Source organism: Escherichia sp. E2661 (assembly GCF_004745185.1).
Taxonomy (GTDB): domain Bacteria; phylum Pseudomonadota; class Gammaproteobacteria; order Enterobacterales; family Enterobacteriaceae; genus Escherichia.
Map to the genome: position 1 here is coordinate 42,558 of NZ_PDIG01000042.1, position 20,923 is coordinate 63,480.

At 48.8% G+C, this 20,923-nt stretch carries 11 protein-coding genes and 1 pseudogene; 2 read left to right on the forward strand and 10 right to left on the reverse strand.

Annotated features, from left to right (window positions below):
• Window positions 1-193: 193 nt before the first annotated feature.
• Window positions 194-4,098 (reverse strand): annotated as a pseudogene (gene hrpA / locus CRI63_RS22710) (ATP-dependent RNA helicase HrpA).
• Window positions 4,099-4,298: 200 nt separating this feature from the next.
• On the opposite strand from hrpA, the gene azoR reads away from it, so the two are divergent.
• Window positions 4,299-4,904, forward strand: coding sequence for an FMN-dependent NADH-azoreductase (azoR, locus tag CRI63_RS22715; protein WP_000048948.1), 606 nt, complete (start codon window positions 4,299-4,301; stop codon window positions 4,902-4,904).
• Between the two features lie 53 nt (window positions 4,905-4,957).
• Here the strand turns inward: azoR and CRI63_RS22720 are convergent, their stop codons facing one another.
• The 9 genes from CRI63_RS22720 to CRI63_RS22760 all read right to left on the reverse strand — a co-directional run bounded on the left by CRI63_RS22720 (window position 4,958) and on the right by CRI63_RS22760 (window position 19,606).
• Window positions 4,958-6,250, reverse strand: coding sequence for a phosphatase PAP2/dual specificity phosphatase family protein (locus CRI63_RS22720; RefSeq protein ID WP_240782790.1), 1,293 nt, complete (start codon window positions 6,248-6,250; stop codon window positions 4,958-4,960).
• 13 nt (window positions 6,251-6,263) lie between these two features.
• Window positions 6,264-8,021 carry a bifunctional alpha/beta hydrolase/class I SAM-dependent methyltransferase gene (locus tag CRI63_RS22725; RefSeq protein WP_135520887.1) on the reverse strand — a complete coding sequence of 586 codons (1,758 nt, stop codon included), beginning with the start codon at window positions 8,019-8,021 and terminating at the stop codon, window positions 6,264-6,266.
• 15 nt (window positions 8,022-8,036) lie between these two features.
• On the reverse strand, window positions 8,037-8,933 hold the full coding sequence (locus CRI63_RS22730; protein ID WP_135520889.1) for a phosphatidate cytidylyltransferase: 897 nt from the start codon (window positions 8,931-8,933) through the stop codon (window positions 8,037-8,039).
• Window positions 8,933-9,538, reverse strand: coding sequence for a CDP-alcohol phosphatidyltransferase family protein (locus tag CRI63_RS22735; RefSeq protein ID WP_135520891.1), 606 nt, complete (start codon window positions 9,536-9,538; stop codon window positions 8,933-8,935). Before CRI63_RS22735 ends, CRI63_RS22730 begins: the two co-directional genes overlap by 1 nt.
• 73 nt (window positions 9,539-9,611) lie before the next feature.
• A complete protein-coding gene (gene pdxI / locus CRI63_RS22740; protein ID WP_135520893.1) occupies window positions 9,612-10,463 on the reverse strand; it encodes a pyridoxine 4-dehydrogenase in 852 nt (283 codons plus the stop codon).
• 207 nt (window positions 10,464-10,670) lie between these two features.
• Window positions 10,671-15,968 (reverse strand): autotransporter outer membrane beta-barrel domain-containing protein, encoded by a 5,298-nt coding sequence (locus CRI63_RS22745; RefSeq protein ID WP_135520895.1) that lies wholly within the window; start codon window positions 15,966-15,968, stop codon window positions 10,671-10,673.
• A gap of 485 nt (window positions 15,969-16,453) precedes the next feature.
• The gene (locus tag CRI63_RS22750; protein ID WP_135520930.1) at window positions 16,454-16,777 is read right to left on the reverse strand and encodes a YdbL family protein; all 324 of its coding nucleotides are present in this window, start codon (window positions 16,775-16,777) and stop codon (window positions 16,454-16,456) included.
• A gap of 7 nt (window positions 16,778-16,784) precedes the next feature.
• A complete protein-coding gene (locus CRI63_RS22755) occupies window positions 16,785-16,970 on the reverse strand; it encodes a YnbE family lipoprotein (RefSeq protein ID WP_000706310.1) in 186 nt (61 codons plus the stop codon).
• Window positions 16,967-19,606, reverse strand: a complete 2,640-nt coding sequence (locus CRI63_RS22760; RefSeq protein ID WP_135520897.1) for a YdbH family protein — start codon at window positions 19,604-19,606, stop codon at window positions 16,967-16,969. Before CRI63_RS22760 ends, CRI63_RS22755 begins: the two co-directional genes overlap by 4 nt.
• 207 nt (window positions 19,607-19,813) lie before the next feature.
• Between CRI63_RS22760 and ldhA the strand changes: the two genes are divergently transcribed.
• Window positions 19,814-20,803: a D-lactate dehydrogenase gene (gene ldhA, locus CRI63_RS22765; RefSeq protein WP_064527367.1), complete on the forward strand. Its 990-nt coding sequence runs from the start codon at window positions 19,814-19,816 to the stop codon at window positions 20,801-20,803.
• Window positions 20,804-20,923 lie beyond the last annotated feature (120 nt).

Below are 20,923 nucleotides of genomic sequence, written 5' to 3' on the forward strand. Positions count from 1 at the left end.
TTTCCTTAACCACCTCTCCGCAAGCCTGACATATCTTTTACGGAATAGCTGTAGATAAACATTATTCATCTTGCAGCAGAGAATTGTATTTTTCTGAATTCCCCAATTTTTTGCCCTTACCGTTTTTAGAATTAATAAAAAACCCGGCGCTAAATGCTTACCGGGTTTTAGATTTATCAGGCAAATAGCAGCGTTAACCGCTAATCTGCTCCATCGCCTGCAAAATACGCTTATCTGAAATCGGATAAGGTGTACCGAGTTGTTGGGCAAAATAGCTGACGCGCAGCTCTTCTATCATCCAGCGGATCTCTTTCACGTCTTCATCCTCACGACGTGCAGGCGGCAGTTTGTTGATCCATTGCTGCCACGCCTGCTGGACGTTTTCGACTTTCAGCATCTGCGCACGGTCGCGATGTGGATCAATCGCCAGTTTTTCCAGTCGTTTTTCAATCGCCTGCAAATATCGCAGCGTGTCACCCAGCCGTTTGAAGCCGTTACCTGTGACAAAACCGCGATACACCAGCCCGCCCATCTGCGCTTTGATATCCGACAGTCCCAGCGCCATCGTCATATCCACCCGCCCTTTCAGGCGTTTGTTGATATTGAACACCGCAGTGAGGATTTGCTCGACCTGCTTAGCAATATCCACCACCGTGTCATTCAGTTCGGCGCGCACTTTTTCATGCAGTGCAGCAAAGCCTTCTTCCGTCCAGACCGGGCCACCATTGGCGTCGATCAGTTGATCCACACCGCATGAGATACAGTCGTCAATCAGCTCCAGCACTTTGCCATACGGGTTAAAGTACAGCCCCAGCTTGGCTTTGTTTGGTAACTTCTCATGCAAATACTTGATCGGCGATGGAATATTCAGCAGCAGTAAACGGCGAAGACCGTTCCACATTGCCTGCTTTTGCTCCAGCGGGTTATCAAACAGTTTGATCGCCACACTGTCGCGCTCATCCACCAGCGCCGGCCACGCCTTCACTTTGTAGTTGCCACGCTTCTGTTCGTAGCTTTCCGGCAGTTGACCAAAACTCCAGATATGTAAGCCGCTCTGCTCGATACCGTCATCCGCCACCGCAGACAGCGTTTCCTGCACTTTGCCTTTCAGCGCATCTTTCAGATCTTGTAATGAGCGCCCTTCTTTTAGCTTCTTGTTTTTGTCATCCACCACGCGGAAGGTGATTTTCAGGTGATCAGGCACCTGATCCCAGTGCCAGTCTTCGCGGTCAACGGTAACGCCGGTCATCCGCCGTAACTCGCGCTCAAGGCTGTCGAGCAACGGTAACTCCAGCGGTGTGACGCGGCCTAAAAACGCTTCGGCGTAGTTTGGCGCTGGCACAAAATTACGGCGTACTGGTTTCGGCAACGATTTAATCAGAGCAATCACCAGTTCGCGGCGCAGACCGGGGATCTGCCACTCAAACCCGCTTTCCTCAACCTGGTTAAGTAACGGCAGCGGAATATGTACGGTCACACCGTCAGCATCCGCGCCGGGCTCAAACTGATAGCTTAAACGCAGCTTGAGATTGCCCTGATGCCAGAGGTTCGGGTAATTCCAGCTTGCTTGATTTTTTCCGCACCTTCTTTGATCAACATGCTCTTTTCAAAGTTGAGCAAATCAGGCGTTTCGCGGCTGACTTTTTTCCACCAGCTGTCGAAGTGGCGTGCAGAGATCACATCATGGCTGATGCGCTGGTCGTAGAACTCAAACAAGGTTTCGTCATCAACCAGAATATCGCGGCGACGGGTTTTGTGTTCCAGCTCTTCTACTTCCGCCCGTAGTTTCAGGTTTTCACGGAAGAATGCGTGACGCGTCTGCCAGTCACCTTCCACCAGCGCATGGCGAATAAAGAGTTCACGACATAACGCCGGATCAATCTGGCTGTAGTTGACCTTGCGCGCGGCAACAATCGGCAAACCGTAAACGGTGACTTTTTCCGTTGCCATCACCGCGCCCTGCGCCCGTTCCCAGTGCGGTTCGCTGTAGGTGCGTTTAATCAAATGCTGAGCAACTGGCTCCACCCATTCCGGGTCGATACGCGCAGCAATGCGCCCCCACAGGCGGCTGGTTTCTACCAGTTCCGCCACCATTACCCATTTCGGCGGTTTTTTGAATAAACCAGAACCGGGAAAGATGGAGAAACGCGCGTTACGTGCGCCGGTATATTCTTGTTTATCGGCATCTTTCATGCCGATATGGGAAAGCAAACCGGTCAGTAAGGCGATGTGAATTTCGCGATACTCCGCCGGTTCGCTGTTAACCGGAATGCCAAGTTCTTTCACTACCTGGCGCAGCTGGGTGTAGATATCCTGCCATTCGCGCACGCGCAGATAGTTGAGATAATCGGTACGACACAGGCGACGGAAGGCGTTTGAAGAAAGTGCCTTTTGCTGCTCGCCAAGATAATTCCACAGATTTACAAACGCCAGGAAGTCGGATTCTTTGTCGTGGAAGCGACGATGTTTTTCGTCCGATGCCTGCTGTTTGTCCATCGGACGTTCGCGCGGATCCTGAATGGAGAGCGCAGACGTGATAATCATCGCCTCACGCACGCAGCCATGTTTTTGCGCTTCCAGCACCATACGCGCCAGACGTGGGTCGACAGGCAACTGCGAGAGCTGGCGACCGAGCGGCGTCAGTTTATAGGCGCTGGCCTGTTCATCAGTGGTGATCGCGCCCAGCTCTTCGAGCAGACGCACGCCATCCTGGATATTGCGTTTATCCGGTGCTTCGACAAACGGGAACGCGGCGATATCGCCCAACCCCAGCGCGGTCATCTGCAAAATAACCGAGGCCAGGTTGGTACGCAGAATCTCTGGATCGGTAAACTCCGGGCGCGAGAGGAAATCGTCTTCGGAATAGAGACGAATACAGATCCCTTCGGACACACGACCACAACGGCCTTTACGCTGATTGGCAGACGCCTGCGAAATGGGTTCAATCGGCAAACGCTGCACTTTGGTGCGATAGCTGTAGCGGCTGATACGCGCCGTACCTGGGTCGATAACGTATTTAATCCCCGGTACGGTCAGCGAGGTTTCCGCGACGTTGGTCGCCAGTACAATGCGCCGTCCGCTGTGCGACTGGAACACGCGGTTCTGTTCGCTGTTCGAAAGCCGCGCATAAAGCGGCAAGATTTCGGTATGGCGTAAGTTCAGCTTGTTCAGCGCATCGGCGGTATCACGAATTTCCCGCTCACCGCTCATAAAGATCAGAATGTCGCCAGGGCTTTCCTGGCTCAGTTCGTCTACGGCGTCAAAAATCGCCTGCAACTGATCGCGCTCGGTGTCATCGGCTTCTTCAACAATCGGGCGATAGCGCACTTCCACCGGATAGGTCCGACCGGAGACTTCGATAATCGGCGCATTATTAAAGTGGCGCGAAAAGCGTTCCGGGTCGATAGTCGCGGAAGTGATAATGATTTTTAGGTCAGGACGCCGCGGCAGCAACTCTTTCAAATAGCCGAGCAGAAAATCGATATTCAGGCTGCGTTCGTGTGCTTCGTCAATAATGATGGTGTCGTACTGCATTAGCAGGCGGTCTTGCTGGATCTCCGCCAGCAGGATACCGTCGGTCATCAGCTTGACCATCGTGTTATCACTAACGTGATCGCTGAAACGCACTTTGTAACCGATGCAACCGCCCGGCTCCGTTTTCAGCTCTTCCGCAATACGGTTCGCCACCGTTCGTGCCGCCAGGCGACGCGGCTGGGTATGACCGATCAGCCCTTTAATCCCGCGCCCCAGTTCCATACAGATTTTCGGTAGCTGGGTCGTTTTACCAGAACCCGTTTCCCCGGCGACGATCACCACCTGGTGATCACGAATCGCTTCGAGTATGTCCTGCTTTTTCTGACTAACTGGCAAATTGTCCGGATAAGTGATTTCCGGTCGTGCCGCTTCACGCAGCAGGACTTTCCCTGCCGCCTGGTCAATCTCTTTCGCCATCTCCTGGAAAATGGCCTGTTGTGCATCAGGATTTTTAACCTTCTTCACGCCGTGCAGACGGCGAGAAAAACGCAGTCTGTCGCGCAGCATCAGCGAATCCAGCCGCTGCTGTAAAGCAGTAAAGGTCAATTTTTGTTGTTCTGTCATAACGTTAGTGGGCAGTAGTCTGCCTGATTAATTTTCTTTGAAATGATAGATATAGAGTACCACATCGCGGCTTTCTATGCGTTGTTCAATAAATTCGAACATAGGCTTCGATTTATTGCGCTATCTCTGTGGCAGGATTGTGAATAAAGTGTCAACAAGCAACGGGGCATCGCCCATTCAAATATCTATAAGGAAACACCATGAGCAAGGTATTAGTTCTTAAATCCAGCATCCTGGCAGGGTACTCTCAGTCTAATCAGTTGTCCGATTATTTTGTTGAACAATGGCGCGAAAAGCACTCCGCTGATGAAATCACCGTGCGTGACTTGGCTGCAAATCCGATTCCGGTACTGGATGGCGAACTGGTTGGCGCTCTGCGCCCGAGCGATGCGCCGCTGACTCCGCGTCAGCAGGAAGCTCTGGCGCTTTCCGATGAGCTGATTGCCGAGCTGAAAGCCCACGACGTTATCGTTATTGCGGCACCGATGTATAACTTCAACATCTCAACTCAGTTGAAAAACTATTTTGACCTGGTTGCACGCGCAGGCGTTACTTTCCGCTATACCGAGAACGGTCCGGAAGGTCTGGTAACGGGTAAAAAAGCCATCGTTATTACCAGCCGCGGTGGGATCCACAAAGATGGACCAACGGACCTGGTGACGCCGTATCTGTCCACGTTCCTCGGCTTTATCGGCATTACCGATGTGAAATTTGTCTTCGCCGAAGGGATCGCATACGGTCCGGAAATGGCAGCGAAAGCGCAGTCTGACGCGAAAGCAGCCATCGACAGTATTGTTGCTGCATAACCGGACACGGTCTTGATGTGGACTGTAGATATTCAGTCCACATCTCAATCCACTTACCTATTTTCCCATAATTTCAGCATCGCTTTGTGCTCTTCCTTAAGCACAATATGCGAGCGTCTGGCTCGAATATAACTAATCGCTTCATCAACGGTTTTACAGTGTCCGTAACATAATAACCATGCCGCCACTACCAGCGCACTGCGCGATAATCCCAACGCGCAATGGACCAGAACGCTGCCTTGCTCTTCGCGTAATGTTTCCAGCATCGCCACGGCCTGTCGGAGCTCCCCCTCTTCCGGAATCACCAGATCCAGCATCGGTACACAGAAATAGAGTCGATCTTTTGTCGCTCGTCTTCGAGGGAATTCAAAGGTGACGTCCAGAACCGCATTCTGTGCCGGAATATGTCGTGGAAACGCCCCTAAATAAACACCAGCAGTCATTTTGCTCACCGGCTCCAGGCGACGACAAAACCAACGCATAGACAGCCACATCCCGATGCGCCAGGGCAATGTCAGCCAGTAAACGGCGGGTGGGAGTTTCCCCTGACTATCTTTCCCTGTTGTTATCGCGCCAAGCCCACCGTACCCACGGCCAATAATGAGTAGCGATAATACTGGCCAACATAACCAGACTGACCACCATAACTGAAGCATTATCATTAGCTCCATCAACACAATGCACGAGCACGCACCTACGACATATGGCAGTGCTATTTTGATTCGACGTTGATCAGGTTTCTGATAATTCCAACGACGGTCGACGGGCACCATCCAGTCAATCAACATACCTACCGCCAGCCCTGTGATGACATCAATAAAATGATGCTGCCAGGTCGTCAGAGTAGAAATAGCGATGAGTAAAAACCATCCGCCACAGACTTTACGCCACCTCTCAGCCAGACGCTGACGAAAGTGACGCCAAAGTAGCCAGCAGAGAATAATATGCAGCGAAGGAGACTGGTTATAAGGCAGATCGAACAGTTCAAGTTGCGAAAATAGCCATCCTGTCACCCCACTCACTTCAGGGCGGATAAAACTAAACTTCAGCGGATAGAGCAAAAAACCGCAGCAGGCTATTACCGTTGCCAGAATAAGCCGGTGGACCAGTCGGCGCTGTTCGAATGTCGAGCTACAAACGAACAGCGAAAGTCCATATAAAAGATCCAGACTCCAGTAAGGAACAATAGTCCAGGGAAGAAAAGGGATCGCCGTTTCCCAACCGAACACCTGACTGGGGATATCATGGCTGTTAAGGTCCTGGAACGCGGTGAACTGATTAAGAGATCCATAGGTGAAGAAGAAAAACGGGGCCAGCAACAATAACCAGCCAGCTCCTTGTAGCAATACGTTCCGGCGTTCAGTGTTCACGACGCACCGCCATCGAAACCGTAAAAATACCCCACTCATCAATCCGTTGTGTGCATTTATCAAATCCGGCATCATGCACGAGCGAATCCATCTCCCCTTGCGAACGCACGCGCATTACCCACGGTTTACCATCTTTATGACTGGTTAACACCCCGGCAATCAGCTCCAGTTGTGGGTGCCACGGCTGCCCGGTGTAGATGAGAATGCCACCCGGTTCGATGGCTCTGGCAAGACCTGCGAGTGAGTTTTTTACCTGCTCATTTTCGGGAAAAAGCTCATACAGGCCAGAGACAATCGCCAGCGTAGGCCGCGGAGTTAACGCGCTGAGTTCCTCCGGGTTAAACGCATCGCCCTGTTCAAAACGCACCCGCTCAGACATTCCCCGTTGGGTAATCATCTCTTGCCCCTGTGCAACATTTAACTCGCTGTAATCACGTAACAAAATATCGCTTACGGCAGGCTCGTTTGCCAGCGCATCCAGTACATAGCGCCCATGCCCTGCGGCAATGTCAACCACACGGACGGCTAAACCTTTGGCGTGGAGATCGGCAACGGCTTGTTTAATCAGCATTTGTAAATGGGTTTTGCGCTGGCGAATACCGCGCCAGCCAACACTGTTCAGGTAGATTTTGTCGATTAAGCGCCCGAATGCGTTACTACCTTGCGGTTGATTTTGATAGACATAATCCAGCGAACTGCCTGAATCAAAGCCGGTGCTCATTCCGAGATGCAGGCCCGCAGAGTGCGCCCCGAACAATTTCATCGCCTTTCGCATAAAGCGATACGCTAAATCAACCGGCGATAATGGCACGGGTCCACCAGAAAGGAGCCGCCATCGATCCGCAGAGGGGCCTGTGCAGTCTTCATGCTGATAATCAAATTTTTGCGATTTGTTAGCATATAAGCGACTAATAAAGCTTTGCATTTTTTCAAATGCCAGCGCCCTGTTCTCTTCACCCAACGTGTCGTGATAAAAGCCTGGCAGCAGATGTAGCTCTTTCAGAGGGCTACGTAAACGCTGATAAAAATCAATTTGCGGTTGGCGATGCACAACATAATCTTCGCCCGATATCAGAAGTTGCGTGGGAAGCGTAATCGCCGCCGCATCGCTAATAATACGTTCAGACGTTTTATAGAGATCGAGCAAGATATTGACGGCAATCGCCCGTGTGATCAGCGGATCATTATTGAAACTCGCGACCCGTTGCCGATCGTGGGTCAAATAGCGTCCTCTCACATAGGAATTAATAAAAAACAGACCACGCAGACGATGCCATAACGCCAGCGCAGGACGTGCCAGTGGCACATACAATTTAACCTTAAAGGCCGGAGAAGCCAGCACCAGCCCACGAATTGCAGGCGCATAATCATGAACCCATGCGGCAACCAGCACTGCGCCGACGCTTTGCGCGATTACTACTACCTCTTCCAGTCCGACCTGGCTGTCACTGGCAGCAAAACGGACAAATTCATCGACATCCTGCACTGAGCGCATAAGAGACGGGCTATAACCACGCGACCCCGAAGTTTTTCCATGCCCCCGGGCATCCCATGCATAAAAAGCAGTATCTGGCATCGCCAGTTCATCAACGAGATGTTGTAGACGACCAGAATGTTCATGCCCGCGATGAAATAAGACGATGACCTTTTTCGCCCCGGGCTGTAAAGCGGGCCAGTGCCGATAAAACAACGCTGTATTATCACTGGTGGTAAAAAAATGTTCCCCAGGGATGCGTGAATTTTCCATTTTCTCTATTTTCCTTCAGTAACAGCAGTAGCGAATAAAATAAAAAAATACCGGAGCGGTGAAAATTAATGAGTCAATCCTGTCAAGGAGTCCGCCATGTCCTGGTAATAGTTTTCCACTATCTTTAACACCAATATCTCGTTTGATGGCTGACATCACTACATCGCCGCAAAAACCACTAATACCAATTAACAAACCCGCTAATAATGCCTGTAATGTATTTAGCGGTGTCAGCAACGGTCCAATAATCAGTGACGTAATCATGGTGGTGATTACGCCCCCCACCAGACCTTCCAGCGTTTTTCCCGGGCTGACTTTGGGGACCACTTTTCTTCTGCCGCAGGATTTTCCCCATAAATACTGTGCAATATCGTTTGACTCGGTTAATGCCAAAAGAAATAACACCAGTAACGCCCCGCCCTGGATATTTGTGGTTGGCAACATTAATAACCAGGCGGCATGACTCAAGGCGAAAACGGTCATTATCCAGCCCCAAAAAATGGCACTCACGGTATGCAGAAAACCAGAGGGGTCACCCACTAAAACTCGCCAGGTGGCTAATATCAGAAACCCAGCCAAAGGTATAAATAACAGAAACAGCTCAAAGCAATTAAAACCGATAAGCAAATAGTTAAGAGGAATACCCCAATATAACCAACGTGGAATATGTACTGATATAAGCGTACAATATTCTTTCAATGCCAGAAAACTTATCAGCGCAAAAAACGTCAACGTCATCCAGCGTGGACCTGAAATGACCAGTGAAAAACAAATGACGATGCCCCACCAGGTACGAATACGTAATGTAACTTCATCCCCTTTTCTCTCCGGTAACCGCCATACCAGAAAACGGTTTATCAGCGTTGCTAAAATTAACAACGCGAAAAGTGTTACCAGAGATTTTTCCAGCATTATCTTTCAGCGCTCATCAGGAGCACGCTTCGACAACGATTAATCGCAGTCCAGAGAAGCAGAATTGAAGCAATGCTCCATAAAAGATTATTCCATTGCATCCACTGTGGATAAATGGCAATGGCCAGCCCCCACAGACCAAATATTAACGCGCGATCGCTTTTGCCAAATGGACCGGCATAACTGCGAATACCGTTAATCGTCTGCGCGAGTAAACCGCAAAACTCAGTCAATATGGTGCAAAATAACATGAGTATTACGAGTGATGCGTTACTTTCCGGTAAAAATAAAAACGGTAAATAGAGCGCAATATCAGAAATAACATCGCCAGTCTCATTCAAAATCGCCCCAAGCCGTGTTTGCTGATTGCACTCACGCGCCAACATGCCATCCAGCGCGTTAAGCGCCATTCGGACAAACAATACGACGGGCAGTAGCAGAAACAACATCGGCTGTGGCAGTAGCGTTAACAGCAATCCGGTAAGAAGAGAAAGTGCCAGCGCAGCAAGAGTAATATAATTTGCTGTGACGTGACGCTTATGAAGCCAAAACATTACCGGTCTTAACAACGACTGGAAGAGCGGTTTAACCTGATAGAGCGTCATTATCAATCCTTGTTTTAAACATATGCTCTCCATGCAGTAAAAAAGGGAACCGGAATGTTCCCCCTGTTGTTTGTTAAATACTATCCAACGTAGACAACACTTCCTCAGAAAGATGCAATTTTTCAGCAGCCATATTCTCCCGTAAATGCGCAACAGAAGATGTTCCAGGAATCAACAAAATATTCGGTGAACGTTGTAACAGCCACGCCAGCGCTACCTGCATTGGTGTTGCACCCAGGCTCGCAGCAACATCGGAAAGCGTTGAAGATTGCAGCGGCGTAAAGCCCCCGAGCGGAAAGAACGGCACGTAGGCAATGCCGTCACGAGCCAAAGCATCAATCATTGCGTCATCAGCACGATGAGCAATGTTGTATTCGTTCTGCACACAGACGATTTCGGCAATCTTGCGCGCCTCTGCAACCTGCGTCGGTGTGACGTTGCTTAGGCCAATATGTTTTACCAGGCCTTGTTGTTGCATCTCTGCCAGCACGGTCAGGCTGGCTTCTATCGATCCTTCCGCTGGGCCATGACCATCCCCCATCATAATGCGCAAGTTAACCACATCCAGTACGTCCAGCCCGAGATTACGTAGATTATCGTGCACCGATTTTTGCAGCTCTGCCGGAGAAAATGCGGGCAACCAGGATGCGTCCTCTCCACGCCGCGCACCAATTTTAGTGACAATTGTCAGGTCTTCAGAGTAAGGATAAAGCGCTTCGCGGATAATCTGATTGGTGACGTGCGGACCATAAAAGTCGCTGGTATCAATGTGATTGACGCCCAATGCCAGCGCCTCACGCAGCACGGTTATAGCGACGTGGCGATCTCTTGGGGGGCCAAAAACCCCAGGACCTGCCAGTTGCATCGCGCCATAACCAAGACGGTTAACGGATTTTGTACCGAGAGTAAATGTATTGCTGCTCATCGCACCCTGCCCTGTAATAAAACGGATTAAGAAAATCAGTATAGAAATGAAAAGAGATAAATAATGCGAAGGCGTAAACAAGATTACTGGATGAGTTGCTCTATTGTCCTGAAAGACACCAAAACAAAACGCGTCAAGCGCCGCATCCGGCAATAAAAAAACCGCAACCTGTATCAGCGTTGCGGTTTATGTATCACATGCTAAAAATTAGAACGTTTTCTTGAAGTTCAGCATCACACCTTTGTCGCTGATGCCGTCCTCTTTCCAGTTGTACGCATCCAGATTCAGTGAACTTTCTTTGCTGCTGTACTTCACGCCGACGCTTGCCAGGCTGTTGATACCGCCGCCCTTCTGCCCGTCATCGACGTTAAAGTGCTGGCTGCCAGCGCCTGCCAGGCTTGCCGTGCGCTGGCTCTTCGCGTAGCTCAGGTTTGGCCCGCCTTCCAGCGTAGCGCTCGCACTCCAGCCGTCTTTTCCTGCGTAGTCCAGTTTCAGCCCGACGATGCTGTCTACCGCCGTTTCGCTGCCGCTGTTCATGCTCAGGTTAAAGTCTCCGGCATTGCGTTCCTTATAGCCACCTTCCAGTGTGTGACGCAGTTTTACACCCGCATATGGCGTGATCTTCAGCCCTTCGCTCGGTTCGAAAGTCTTCGCCCCTTCGCTGCGGAACTCCAGGTACTGCTGCTTCACGTCGGTATCAGCCGTTTTGTTCGTGCTGCTAAATGCAATCGAACGACTGCTGTCAAGGTTGTGAACGTCATAACGCAATGCGTTATTCCAGTTCATGCCATTGTCGAAGGACATCTGATGTTTCAGGCCAAAGAACTGGCTGTAGCCACCGGTTACGCCATTATCACCCGCTTTCTGAGCACCGTCGCCATCGAGGCGAGCTATACCGTACTCCAGACTCATCGTCTGGCTTTCGCTCAGGTCGATGGTTTTACGCAATGCCAGCATGTCGTATTCGGTATTATTACCTAACTCGGCACGCGGATCGCCTTTCGCTACAACGTTGAACGCCAGACCGTTACCCACTTTCGGCGCGGCATCCGCCAGCATACTAAAGCGGTTGCTTAACACGCGCGCTTCCCGGAATACCGTGGTCGCCTGGCTGCCACTAATTTGCTTAAGTGCGCTGTTCAGTTCGGCAGTCGTGCCGACGTTCAGGCTGGTAAACAGTTCGTTGTTGGTGTAACCCGCATCCAGTGCCTTCGCGACATCATTCACCGAAGAATCAGTTGCTACCTCGGTGTAGGCGTTTTTACTCATGGTGACGTCAACGTTGCCGTTGGCATCAGTGCTGCCCTTAGCGTTCCAGACAACTGTGGAGGAAGTGATATTCTCCACGCCGCTGATATTTTCACCTTTGAAAACATCATCAATCACTACGCTGGTATCAGCAGTACCGGCACTGAATCCAGTATTAACCGTGACGTTGTCACTTATGACCAAATTATTGGCTTTCAGCGTGCCGGAACTTCCGTCACTGTTGGTACCAATGGTGTAATTGGTGAGTTTTTGCTGGGTAACTGACTCAACAGGCGTAGCAGGTACGTTGCCCTGTCCTGGTGTCGCAGAAGCATTCGGTACAGTGATATCAACAGTACCATCATGATCATTTCTCGTCCCTGTTGTATTTGGTGCATAAATATCGCAATCAATATTACACAGCAGGTTGATAATCCCATTATTCACAATCGCTTTAGTCGAGCCACCAAACGCCCATGAATTATCTGCGTAAACATTAATAACGCCCTCTTGAGTATTATTAATCGTCGTTGCAGAACCATTTCCTTTGATACCAATCAGCCCCTCACCATTAGTTCCATCAGCCTGACCCTGCTCGGTGCCGACATTAATCGTACCACTGTTCACCAACTGGACAGTATAACTGGTCGTTCCGCCGCTAATAGCAACTGCCCCATCACCCTGAATATTGATTACCCCGGCATTTGCGAAATTATACCCACGGCCTAAATCAATCAACGGAGCATCTGGATTAATACCATTAATAACACCTGTTTCCGTATTCCAGATCCATTTACCGTTACTGTTTGATCCTGTACTTGCTGTTTTAATAGCACTGTAACCGTTAGTGGCGGTAATCGTGCCACGGTTAACCTGCGCAAGCGAGTCATTGGGGCGAGTCACATTAACAATGGTGTTTTCACCTCCTGCAATAGCATTTCCGCTATTACTGAGCGTTGAATCTGCTTCGTTATACAGTACGAAACTGCCATTCATTAATGATTTACCATCAGCAGTAACTGCCATTTCGCCAGTGTTGACAATGTTTTGTCTGTAACTGATTCCCTCAATAACACCGCTGAATTTCCCTTCGTTGTAGAAATTAATTCCACCATTCAGGGTCAGCAGATCAGTTGTCATGCTTGCTGTCGCACGATTGTAAATACTGGCGTTGGCATTAATGGTATCAGAATCCAGCACTCCGCTGTTTTCCAGCCCTTGTACAATATTCAAATCACCATTAATTGTCAGACTGGCATTATCTTCATTGTAAAGCCACTTCGTTGCTTTTAAATCGCTGTTAATAGTTTCATTGCCGTAATTGGCTAATGAATTTGTAGTAATAAATCCATCTCTGGTTGATGTCTTCGTGACCGATTCACCACTATCACTCAACTCTGTTAATAGATCGCTATTGTCTGTTGCCGCGCCCATATGCGGATCAGTTTCATCTATTGGAGTACCGAACAGATTAATAGAACCGTAATTCAGAATTGTGCCAGTGCCATCGTTATAGAATGCCTGGCCGCTATCAACATTAATATTAATAATGCCTGTCTGGTCATTAATGGCAGTACCATTATCATAAACAGCCATCCCTACCAGGGTATTTGCTCCCAGAGAATCATCATAATATCCATTTTTCTCCAGGTTAATCGTACCCTGGTTAATAACAGTATTACTGATCCCATAGGCCGCCATACCCGCCCCAGCATTATAAATAGTAATAATGCCGTCCAGTTTGTTGATTGCTGTTGAATTTTTCCCTGGTGAAGGATAGCTATCAGTACCAACGGCCATACCTGTACCGAAATCAATAGCGCTGCTGGTCGCGATATCATCTCGCAGTACAGTCGTGTCGTTTGCATCTACCCACAGAGAATCCAGTGTAATTTTACCCTTATTTTCCGCTGTTGATTCTATCATAGCGAGCATGCCGACACTTCCACGCCCATATAAATCAATAATGCCACTGTCACTATTAATAACTGTGCTATTTGATTGAGCAACCAATCCTGTCAGGCTACTGACATCATTATTGAAGATATTTTGGTTAGATGTACCTGTTAAAAATTTATTAAATACACTGTGCTGCTCCATTACCTTACCAGTAATGGTGCCTTCATTAGTGGCACTACTATTATTGGTGGCCAGTAAAACAAAAGGTGATGGTGTTGGATCTTCATCATTTTGTAATAACAAGATCGTACCACTATTTATACCTGTTGTGTTTTCACCATTAACAAATGCAAAACCTAGATTCTGAATTTCCACAGTGCCTTTATTAACAATTTTCGCACCAGATTCAGCATATATAAGTTCCGGCGTTCTTGTCGCATAATGCTCAAAACTGTCAATATCCTGCATTTTTAACGTAGCACCACTGCCAATTTCCAGTAGCGCTTTATTATATAACTGGATAACGCCAGCGTAGCCCAGAGGAAATTCTCCGCTGATTGTTGTATCACCATTTAGATAAACTGATGATTCACCATTAACGACAATAAGGCCAGTAAAACTATAGCCCGTGCGCAAGGACGCAATCTGCGAACCATCCGTAAGCGCATTTTTCTCCCCTATCAGTTCAATACCGCCATTCATATTAACGGTATTGCCATTGCCACTGACAATCAGACCTGACGCTTCCTCTGCACTGCCATCAAATGCATTATTCTTACGAGAAGTCAGTTCGCTGTCTGAAACAACCGTTAACTTACCGTCCAGTGTTACAGTATTATCATGGCCATAGACATTAATACCCACGGATGGATCGTAGAAATAATCTGCCGCATTGTCTGCAGTTTGATCTTTATCAACCAGAACGTTACCCGTGATATTCAGCGTATTTGCATTACCTGAAACGTTCACACCCGTCGCTTTCTGCCCGATTACATTTAGATCTTTTGTCGCCAACGTCACGCTGTTACTATTGCCGTTAAGATTGACGCCGGTCGAGAAATCGCCAACCTGCATACTCCCTGCGAGAGTAATATTCCCTTCATCAGTTTTGAAATTAAACCCGGTAGCCGAATTACTGACATCAACATTGCCCGTATTGGCAAACGTTGCTTTGTCTCCGTCAATAAATATGCCAACCGAATCCTGATCCGTAACGGTAATATTGCCTTTGTTATCCACCGTCGCGCTGTCACCGATGATATCAATGCCGTGAGCGCCGCCACTGACATCCAGATCGCCGTCCTGGATAACGGTGCCGTTATTGCCGTTGATTTCTGTGCCAGTGGAGTCGGTACCATCAATGACCGTTTTACCACTGTTATTCGCCGTGGCGTCGTCACCGTTAATCTGTGTGCCGGTGCCGCCATTGGTGGTGGTGCTGTCGCCTTTGTTATTAACAACTGCCTGGTCGCCGTCGATCTGAATACCGATGGATTCCGGATCGGTCACGGTCATGGTGCCGTTGTTGTCCACCGTCGCGCTGTCGCCGGTGATATCAATACCGTGCGCCCCGCCGCTGACGTCCAGATCGCCGTCCTGAACAACTTTCCCGTTATTACCGTTGATTTCCGTACCGCTGGAGTCTTTACCGTCAACGGTGGTTTTGCCGTTGTTATTTACTGTGGCATTATCACCCGTAATAATGAGTTCACCATTGTGATTATATTGCCACGTTATTGCGCCATCTGCGCTCACCCCTTCAAGGGCTACGGTATTATTTGCTTCATCAATCTGCCAAAGATCAATCGTTGCCTTACGCCCATTGCTATCTTGCAGAGAAATAGTCCCATCGGCATTCTCGCTATAAGTAAAAACGGTATCGCGAATCGTTAACGTTTTTGCTGTTTTATCGAAGATAACGTCATTATTAAACGAAATAGGTTTGAGGGGCTGCGGGGGATCATCTTGACCATCGTCCGGGATTATATCATCTCCGCCAGGCGTTGGGGGTACTGGAGTATCGCCTGAATCATCATCGGGTGGTGTCGGCGGTACAGGGGCATTGTTGCCATGATGATGATTACCATCGTCGTTTAGTTCGACGACCGCCAGCGCGGTGATTAACGCAAAGGCACCAGAGGCAACCCACGGCATAAGGTTTTGTTGTACTTGTGGAGAACATTCGGGAGGGATTTGCTTTAACGCTTCCGGAGTCAGCTTGTCAGGGTCTGCCGGACAAGTCACATTGGTATTTTTCTTTTCGCCTGTGGCCGTTTCTGTCTCTGTAATATCAGCCGCCCAACCCTGACCACTCAGAGCTAATGCAATACAGGCTGATAATAGGGTTTTCCTTTGCATAATAAATCCTTCTGACAAATATAAAGAATGCCAGAGTTCATAAAGATCATTGAAATCAACAACCCTTACAAATATCTGACTGTAAAATATTCAAAAAATATATGAGAGGCATTCTATATTGTCAGCAGTACATTATTCAACCTATTTTGTTGGCATTACCTAAATATAGATACAGTGAATATATAACAACATAAGAACAATATTTATATATGATTAAAAATCTTCTCAATACAATAATGATTTCGATATTAAATTCACGTAGAGAATATTATTAATGTTGATTATTTGTTGGGATTATTTATTTGATGAGCAGCAATTCACTATAGTTGCGAACGCGTCTCTTTTAATACATTCATCTTTTTTCTCAGGAACGTCGGTGTAATCGATGTTCTCCTTTGCAGCGACACTGTGCACTATGATCTTGTGAACTAATACCCTATTTTTCACCGACTACTACCAAATGGTGTTTGAACTACCGTTGCATGTTATTTCCGTACCCACATACCATTTATGCCCTGCACGTATTCACCGGTTTTTGCCTTTTCCACCAGCTTCGTCCCTGCCAGATTTGCCACTTCTTCCAATGGGATATTATGGCTTTCAGCGAGCTTCTGATAACTCTCTTTCCGTGCCTGGTTGATATTTGCTACCAGCTCGCGTGTTTCCGGATCAGTGCTTATAGCCGCAAGGTAGCCATCATGCCTTTCACCTACCCGCCCCTGACTTCTGGCTTCATTCAGGGTTAATGCCATCGCACTACTGCTCACCAGTCCAATAATCCATACCGCTATGAGTAATGTTCTTTTCATCATTACCTCAAAAAAGATCGCTACGGGTTTTGAGCAAATCTTCAACATCTTTGTCCGCCTTGATGATGATCTCATGCTCAATTTTAACGTTCATATTAATGGTGATTGGCTCTTTCGGTGCAGCCACTTCAATACGCGGCGTACAACCAACCAACATAAAAGAGGACGCGAACGCGGCTATCACTATTTTCATTGTTTTTCCTCACACTCTTTTCCTGATGGGCAGCCAGTTTCCGGGAGTCGGGCATTCTGTTCCAGCCATGCCTGGAGATTATCGCCAAAGCGTAAACTGCGCCACAGCGTGAAAATATTCTCTTCATGGCTGTAATTGAGATTTACCGTACCGGTTTTACCATCGACGCGACTATTACCACTGATCGTCGCCTGCATGGTTAACACGCCGAGATTATCTAAATTAATTTTTGTCGATGAACGGCTAATTTCCATATAGCGCAACCAGTTGATGGCAGTCCCAGCGGTCATATTGTCTTTTGCTACTGCATCGGCGGTGTCTTTATCCAGGCGCAAAGTCATGGGACCTGCGTTTGCCAGCCAGCCATCTTTCACAATCCATTTTTCATTATTAAGCCATAGCGGCAATGCACCACTAAATGCCCCTGACATAGCGAATTGCTTCGGATTGACGGCGCTAACCAGCTCACTGGAAGAGAGATTATTCAGTCGCAACAGCGCCGGATCGTGTTGCGGCATACGTAATTGTTTCATCAGCACGTTACCGCCCAAAACATCAACACTCACATCGGTCAGTAACAAGGGTTCGTCTTCGGTCCACGGATAACGGCCCTGAAGATCGGCAGTGATATTTTTTGCCGTCACCAGGTTAACCACCTCAGCAATACGTAATGACACAGGCCGCCGCGTTCCCAGGTGCCACGCACCGTCGGCAAAACGAAATGGCAACACAAAGTCGACACCGTTGACCTGGTTGTCTGGCATCCACGCGCTGCCACCTTTCAACACGCCATGCCCACCCGCACGGAAGCCCTGCTCAGGCGCAGCAGAAAATGCCACCTGGGCATACAACTCGCCATCACGTAAGTTCATCTTCCAGTCTGGTGGCACCAGCGGCTGGAATACGGTCAGTGATTGTTTTGGCCACCAGGCGTTGCCGCGCAGGCGAATACCGTCCCAGCGACCATTCACCCGTACCGGACCAATCTCACCAGCATGTAAATCCCCTTTGAAGAGGAAATACGTCGGATCGCGTCCATCGACACTAAATTTTAAAGTTGATGGCGGTAACACACTACCGCCCGTGAAAAGTGTTTGTCCTGCATCCAGCGAAAGCGCCCCTCGAAACGAAGGTTTCTGTGGGTCACGTACCCAGACGACGGGCTCGTCGAGAATCAATCGCGGATTTTCTACCGTCATTGTGCCATATTGCAACTGATCGAAACCGGTCGAGAGGTCGGTCAGCGTAATCGTGCTGTCCTGCCACTCACCTTTTCCTGCAACATCCCAGGTGGCGTGCATTGGGGTAAAACTGCCCTTGCCCCAGTAACGCCACTGCCAGCGGCCTGCGTCAGGGAGAAAATCATTCGCCAGCCCATCCATATGCAGCACAAAGTCGCCCAATTCATTTTCATGAGCCTGCAAAATGGCCTGCAAGCGACCGTCCACACCACGTTGTGTCACTTTAACACCTGCTAACGGCCAGCGGATTTCGTCAATGTCCAGCGAATCGATGACTCTCCCTTTAGAGCGTAATAATGCGCCCGGTTCAAAGGCCAGCGTTGGGTCAGCCAGACTTCCACTTAAGTGAGCAGGTAAGCGAGCATATAAAATGAGATCTGCCTGTTTCGCTTCACCGGTCAGTTGCAGCGGCATCTGACTGTTATCCATGCTTAATTTTCCTGGGCCGAAATTAAGCACCGCGTTACCCTTACCCGCTTGCCCCTGGGTCAGCACACTCAGTCGACCACTCACCAACGCGTTCTCAAGCCCTGCCTGCCAGTTGTCGACTTTGATACCCAGCCGCCCACTCAGGAGAAAACCTTCATACGGCCAGCTCCAGCGACCATCGCTAACGGTCAACTGTTGACGGGTAATTTCCCACGGCAAATCGAGCAACGGATCGCCGTTATCTCGAGCCATTACAATCAATTGCCCACTATTTTCCTGCCACTCCAGCTCGGCATCCACCAGTGACGGTTCCTGCGGCAGGTTCAACGTTGCTGTAGCATGACCACTTACCGGAAGCCCATCCGGCACAAGCGGCATGGTAAATTCTCCCACCAGTTTTACTGGCGGCTGATTTGCAAAGGCGGCAACATCCAGTTCACTGACCGTGAGTTGCTGCCCTTTAAGTTGGCCTTGAAATTTAACTTTTTCGCCCTGATAACGGAGTTGCTGGATATCGGAGGTCAACGATAGAGAGAGTTTTCCCTGCCATTCCTGCCAGGGTGAAAAAATCAGTTTATCAATATTGATCCAGGTGTTAGGCAGCATGGATTGCCACTGCGCAAGAGTTTTCGGCGCGGCTGGCGAGGGTTCTTCCTGTGGCAATTTCGCCAGGCAAGTGGAGTCAAGTTCTACTGTACCGACGTTCAATAACCAGCGGCTGGGATGCGAAAGGCTGGCATCGGTGATATGTGCCAACTGGCAATCCGCCACCAAATAACGAAGATCGGGAATAATTAAACCTTTACGCGTAATGCGTGGGCTTTCATCCAATGCAATGCGTGTACCGAGCGGTAGCCAGATACCCGCCAGCGTGGGAACCCACAGCCCGAGCGTCATCAGCAGCGTCAACGGCACAAGAATAATCAGCAATAGCAGCGCGAGAACGGCTTTATATTTACCCAACATGGGTAGTTAATATCCTGATTTAGCGAAAAATTAAGCAGTCAATACAGGTATTGTGGCATGTTTAACCGTTCAGTTGAAGGTTGCGCCTACACTAAGCATAGATGTTCCTGGAATTTTCAATATCGCCATAACTTTCAATTAAATTTTAAATTTTGTAAAATATTTTTAGTAGCTTAAATGTGATTCAACATCACTGGAGAAAGTCTTATGAAACTCGCCGTATATAGCACAAAACAGTACGACAAAAAGTACCTGCAACAGGTGAACGAGTCCTTTGGCTTTGAGCTGGAATTTTTTGACTTTCTGCTGACGGAAAAAACGGCAAAAACCGCCAATGGTTGCGAAGCAGTATGTATTTTCGTAAACGACGACGGCAGCCGTCCGGTGCTGGAAGAGCTGAAAAAGCACGGCGTTAAGTATATCGCCCTGCGCTGTGCCGGTTTCAATAACGTCGACCTCGATGCGGCAAAAGAACTGGGGTTCAAAGTGGTGCGTGTCCCGGCTTACGATCCGGAAGCCGTCGCTGAACATGCGATTGGTATGATGATGACGCTGAACCGTCGTATTCACCGCGCGTATCAGCGTACCCGTGACGCCAACTTCTCTCTGGAGGGGCTTACTGGTTTTACTATGTACGGTAAAACGGCGGGGGTGATTGGCACCGGTAAAATCGGTGTGGCAATGCTGCGTATACTGAAAGGTTTTGGTATGCGCCTGTTGGCATTCGATCCGTATCCAAGTGCAGCAGCGCTGGAACTCGGCGTGGAATATGTCGATCTGCCGACCTTGTTCTCTGAATCAGACGTTATCTCCCTGCACTGCCCGCTGACGCCGGAGAACTACCACCTGCTGAATGAGGCGGCGTTCGATCAGATGAAAAATGGCGTAATGATCATCAACACCAGCCGTGGTGCGCTGATTGATTCACAAGCCGCGATTGAAGCACTGAAAAACCAGAAAATTGGCTCGCTGGGAATGGACGTGTATGAGAATGAACGCGATCTGTTCTTTGAAGATAAATCCAACGATGTGATTCAGGATGATGTTTTCCGTCGTCTCTCAGCCTGCCATAACGTACTGTTCACCGGACACCAGGCGTTCCTGACGGCAGAAGCCCTGACCAGTATTTCCCAGACAACGCTGCAAAACTTGAGCAATCTGGAAAAAGGCGAACCCTGCCCGAACGAACTGGTTTAATCTCACCGCTCCCCTGTCATACAGGGGAGCTTATTCAGATAATCCTCAAAGATATTTGATCTTCTATTCTTAAAATATGTTTTAAGGACGGATAAGACGCAATCAGCGTTGCATCCGGCA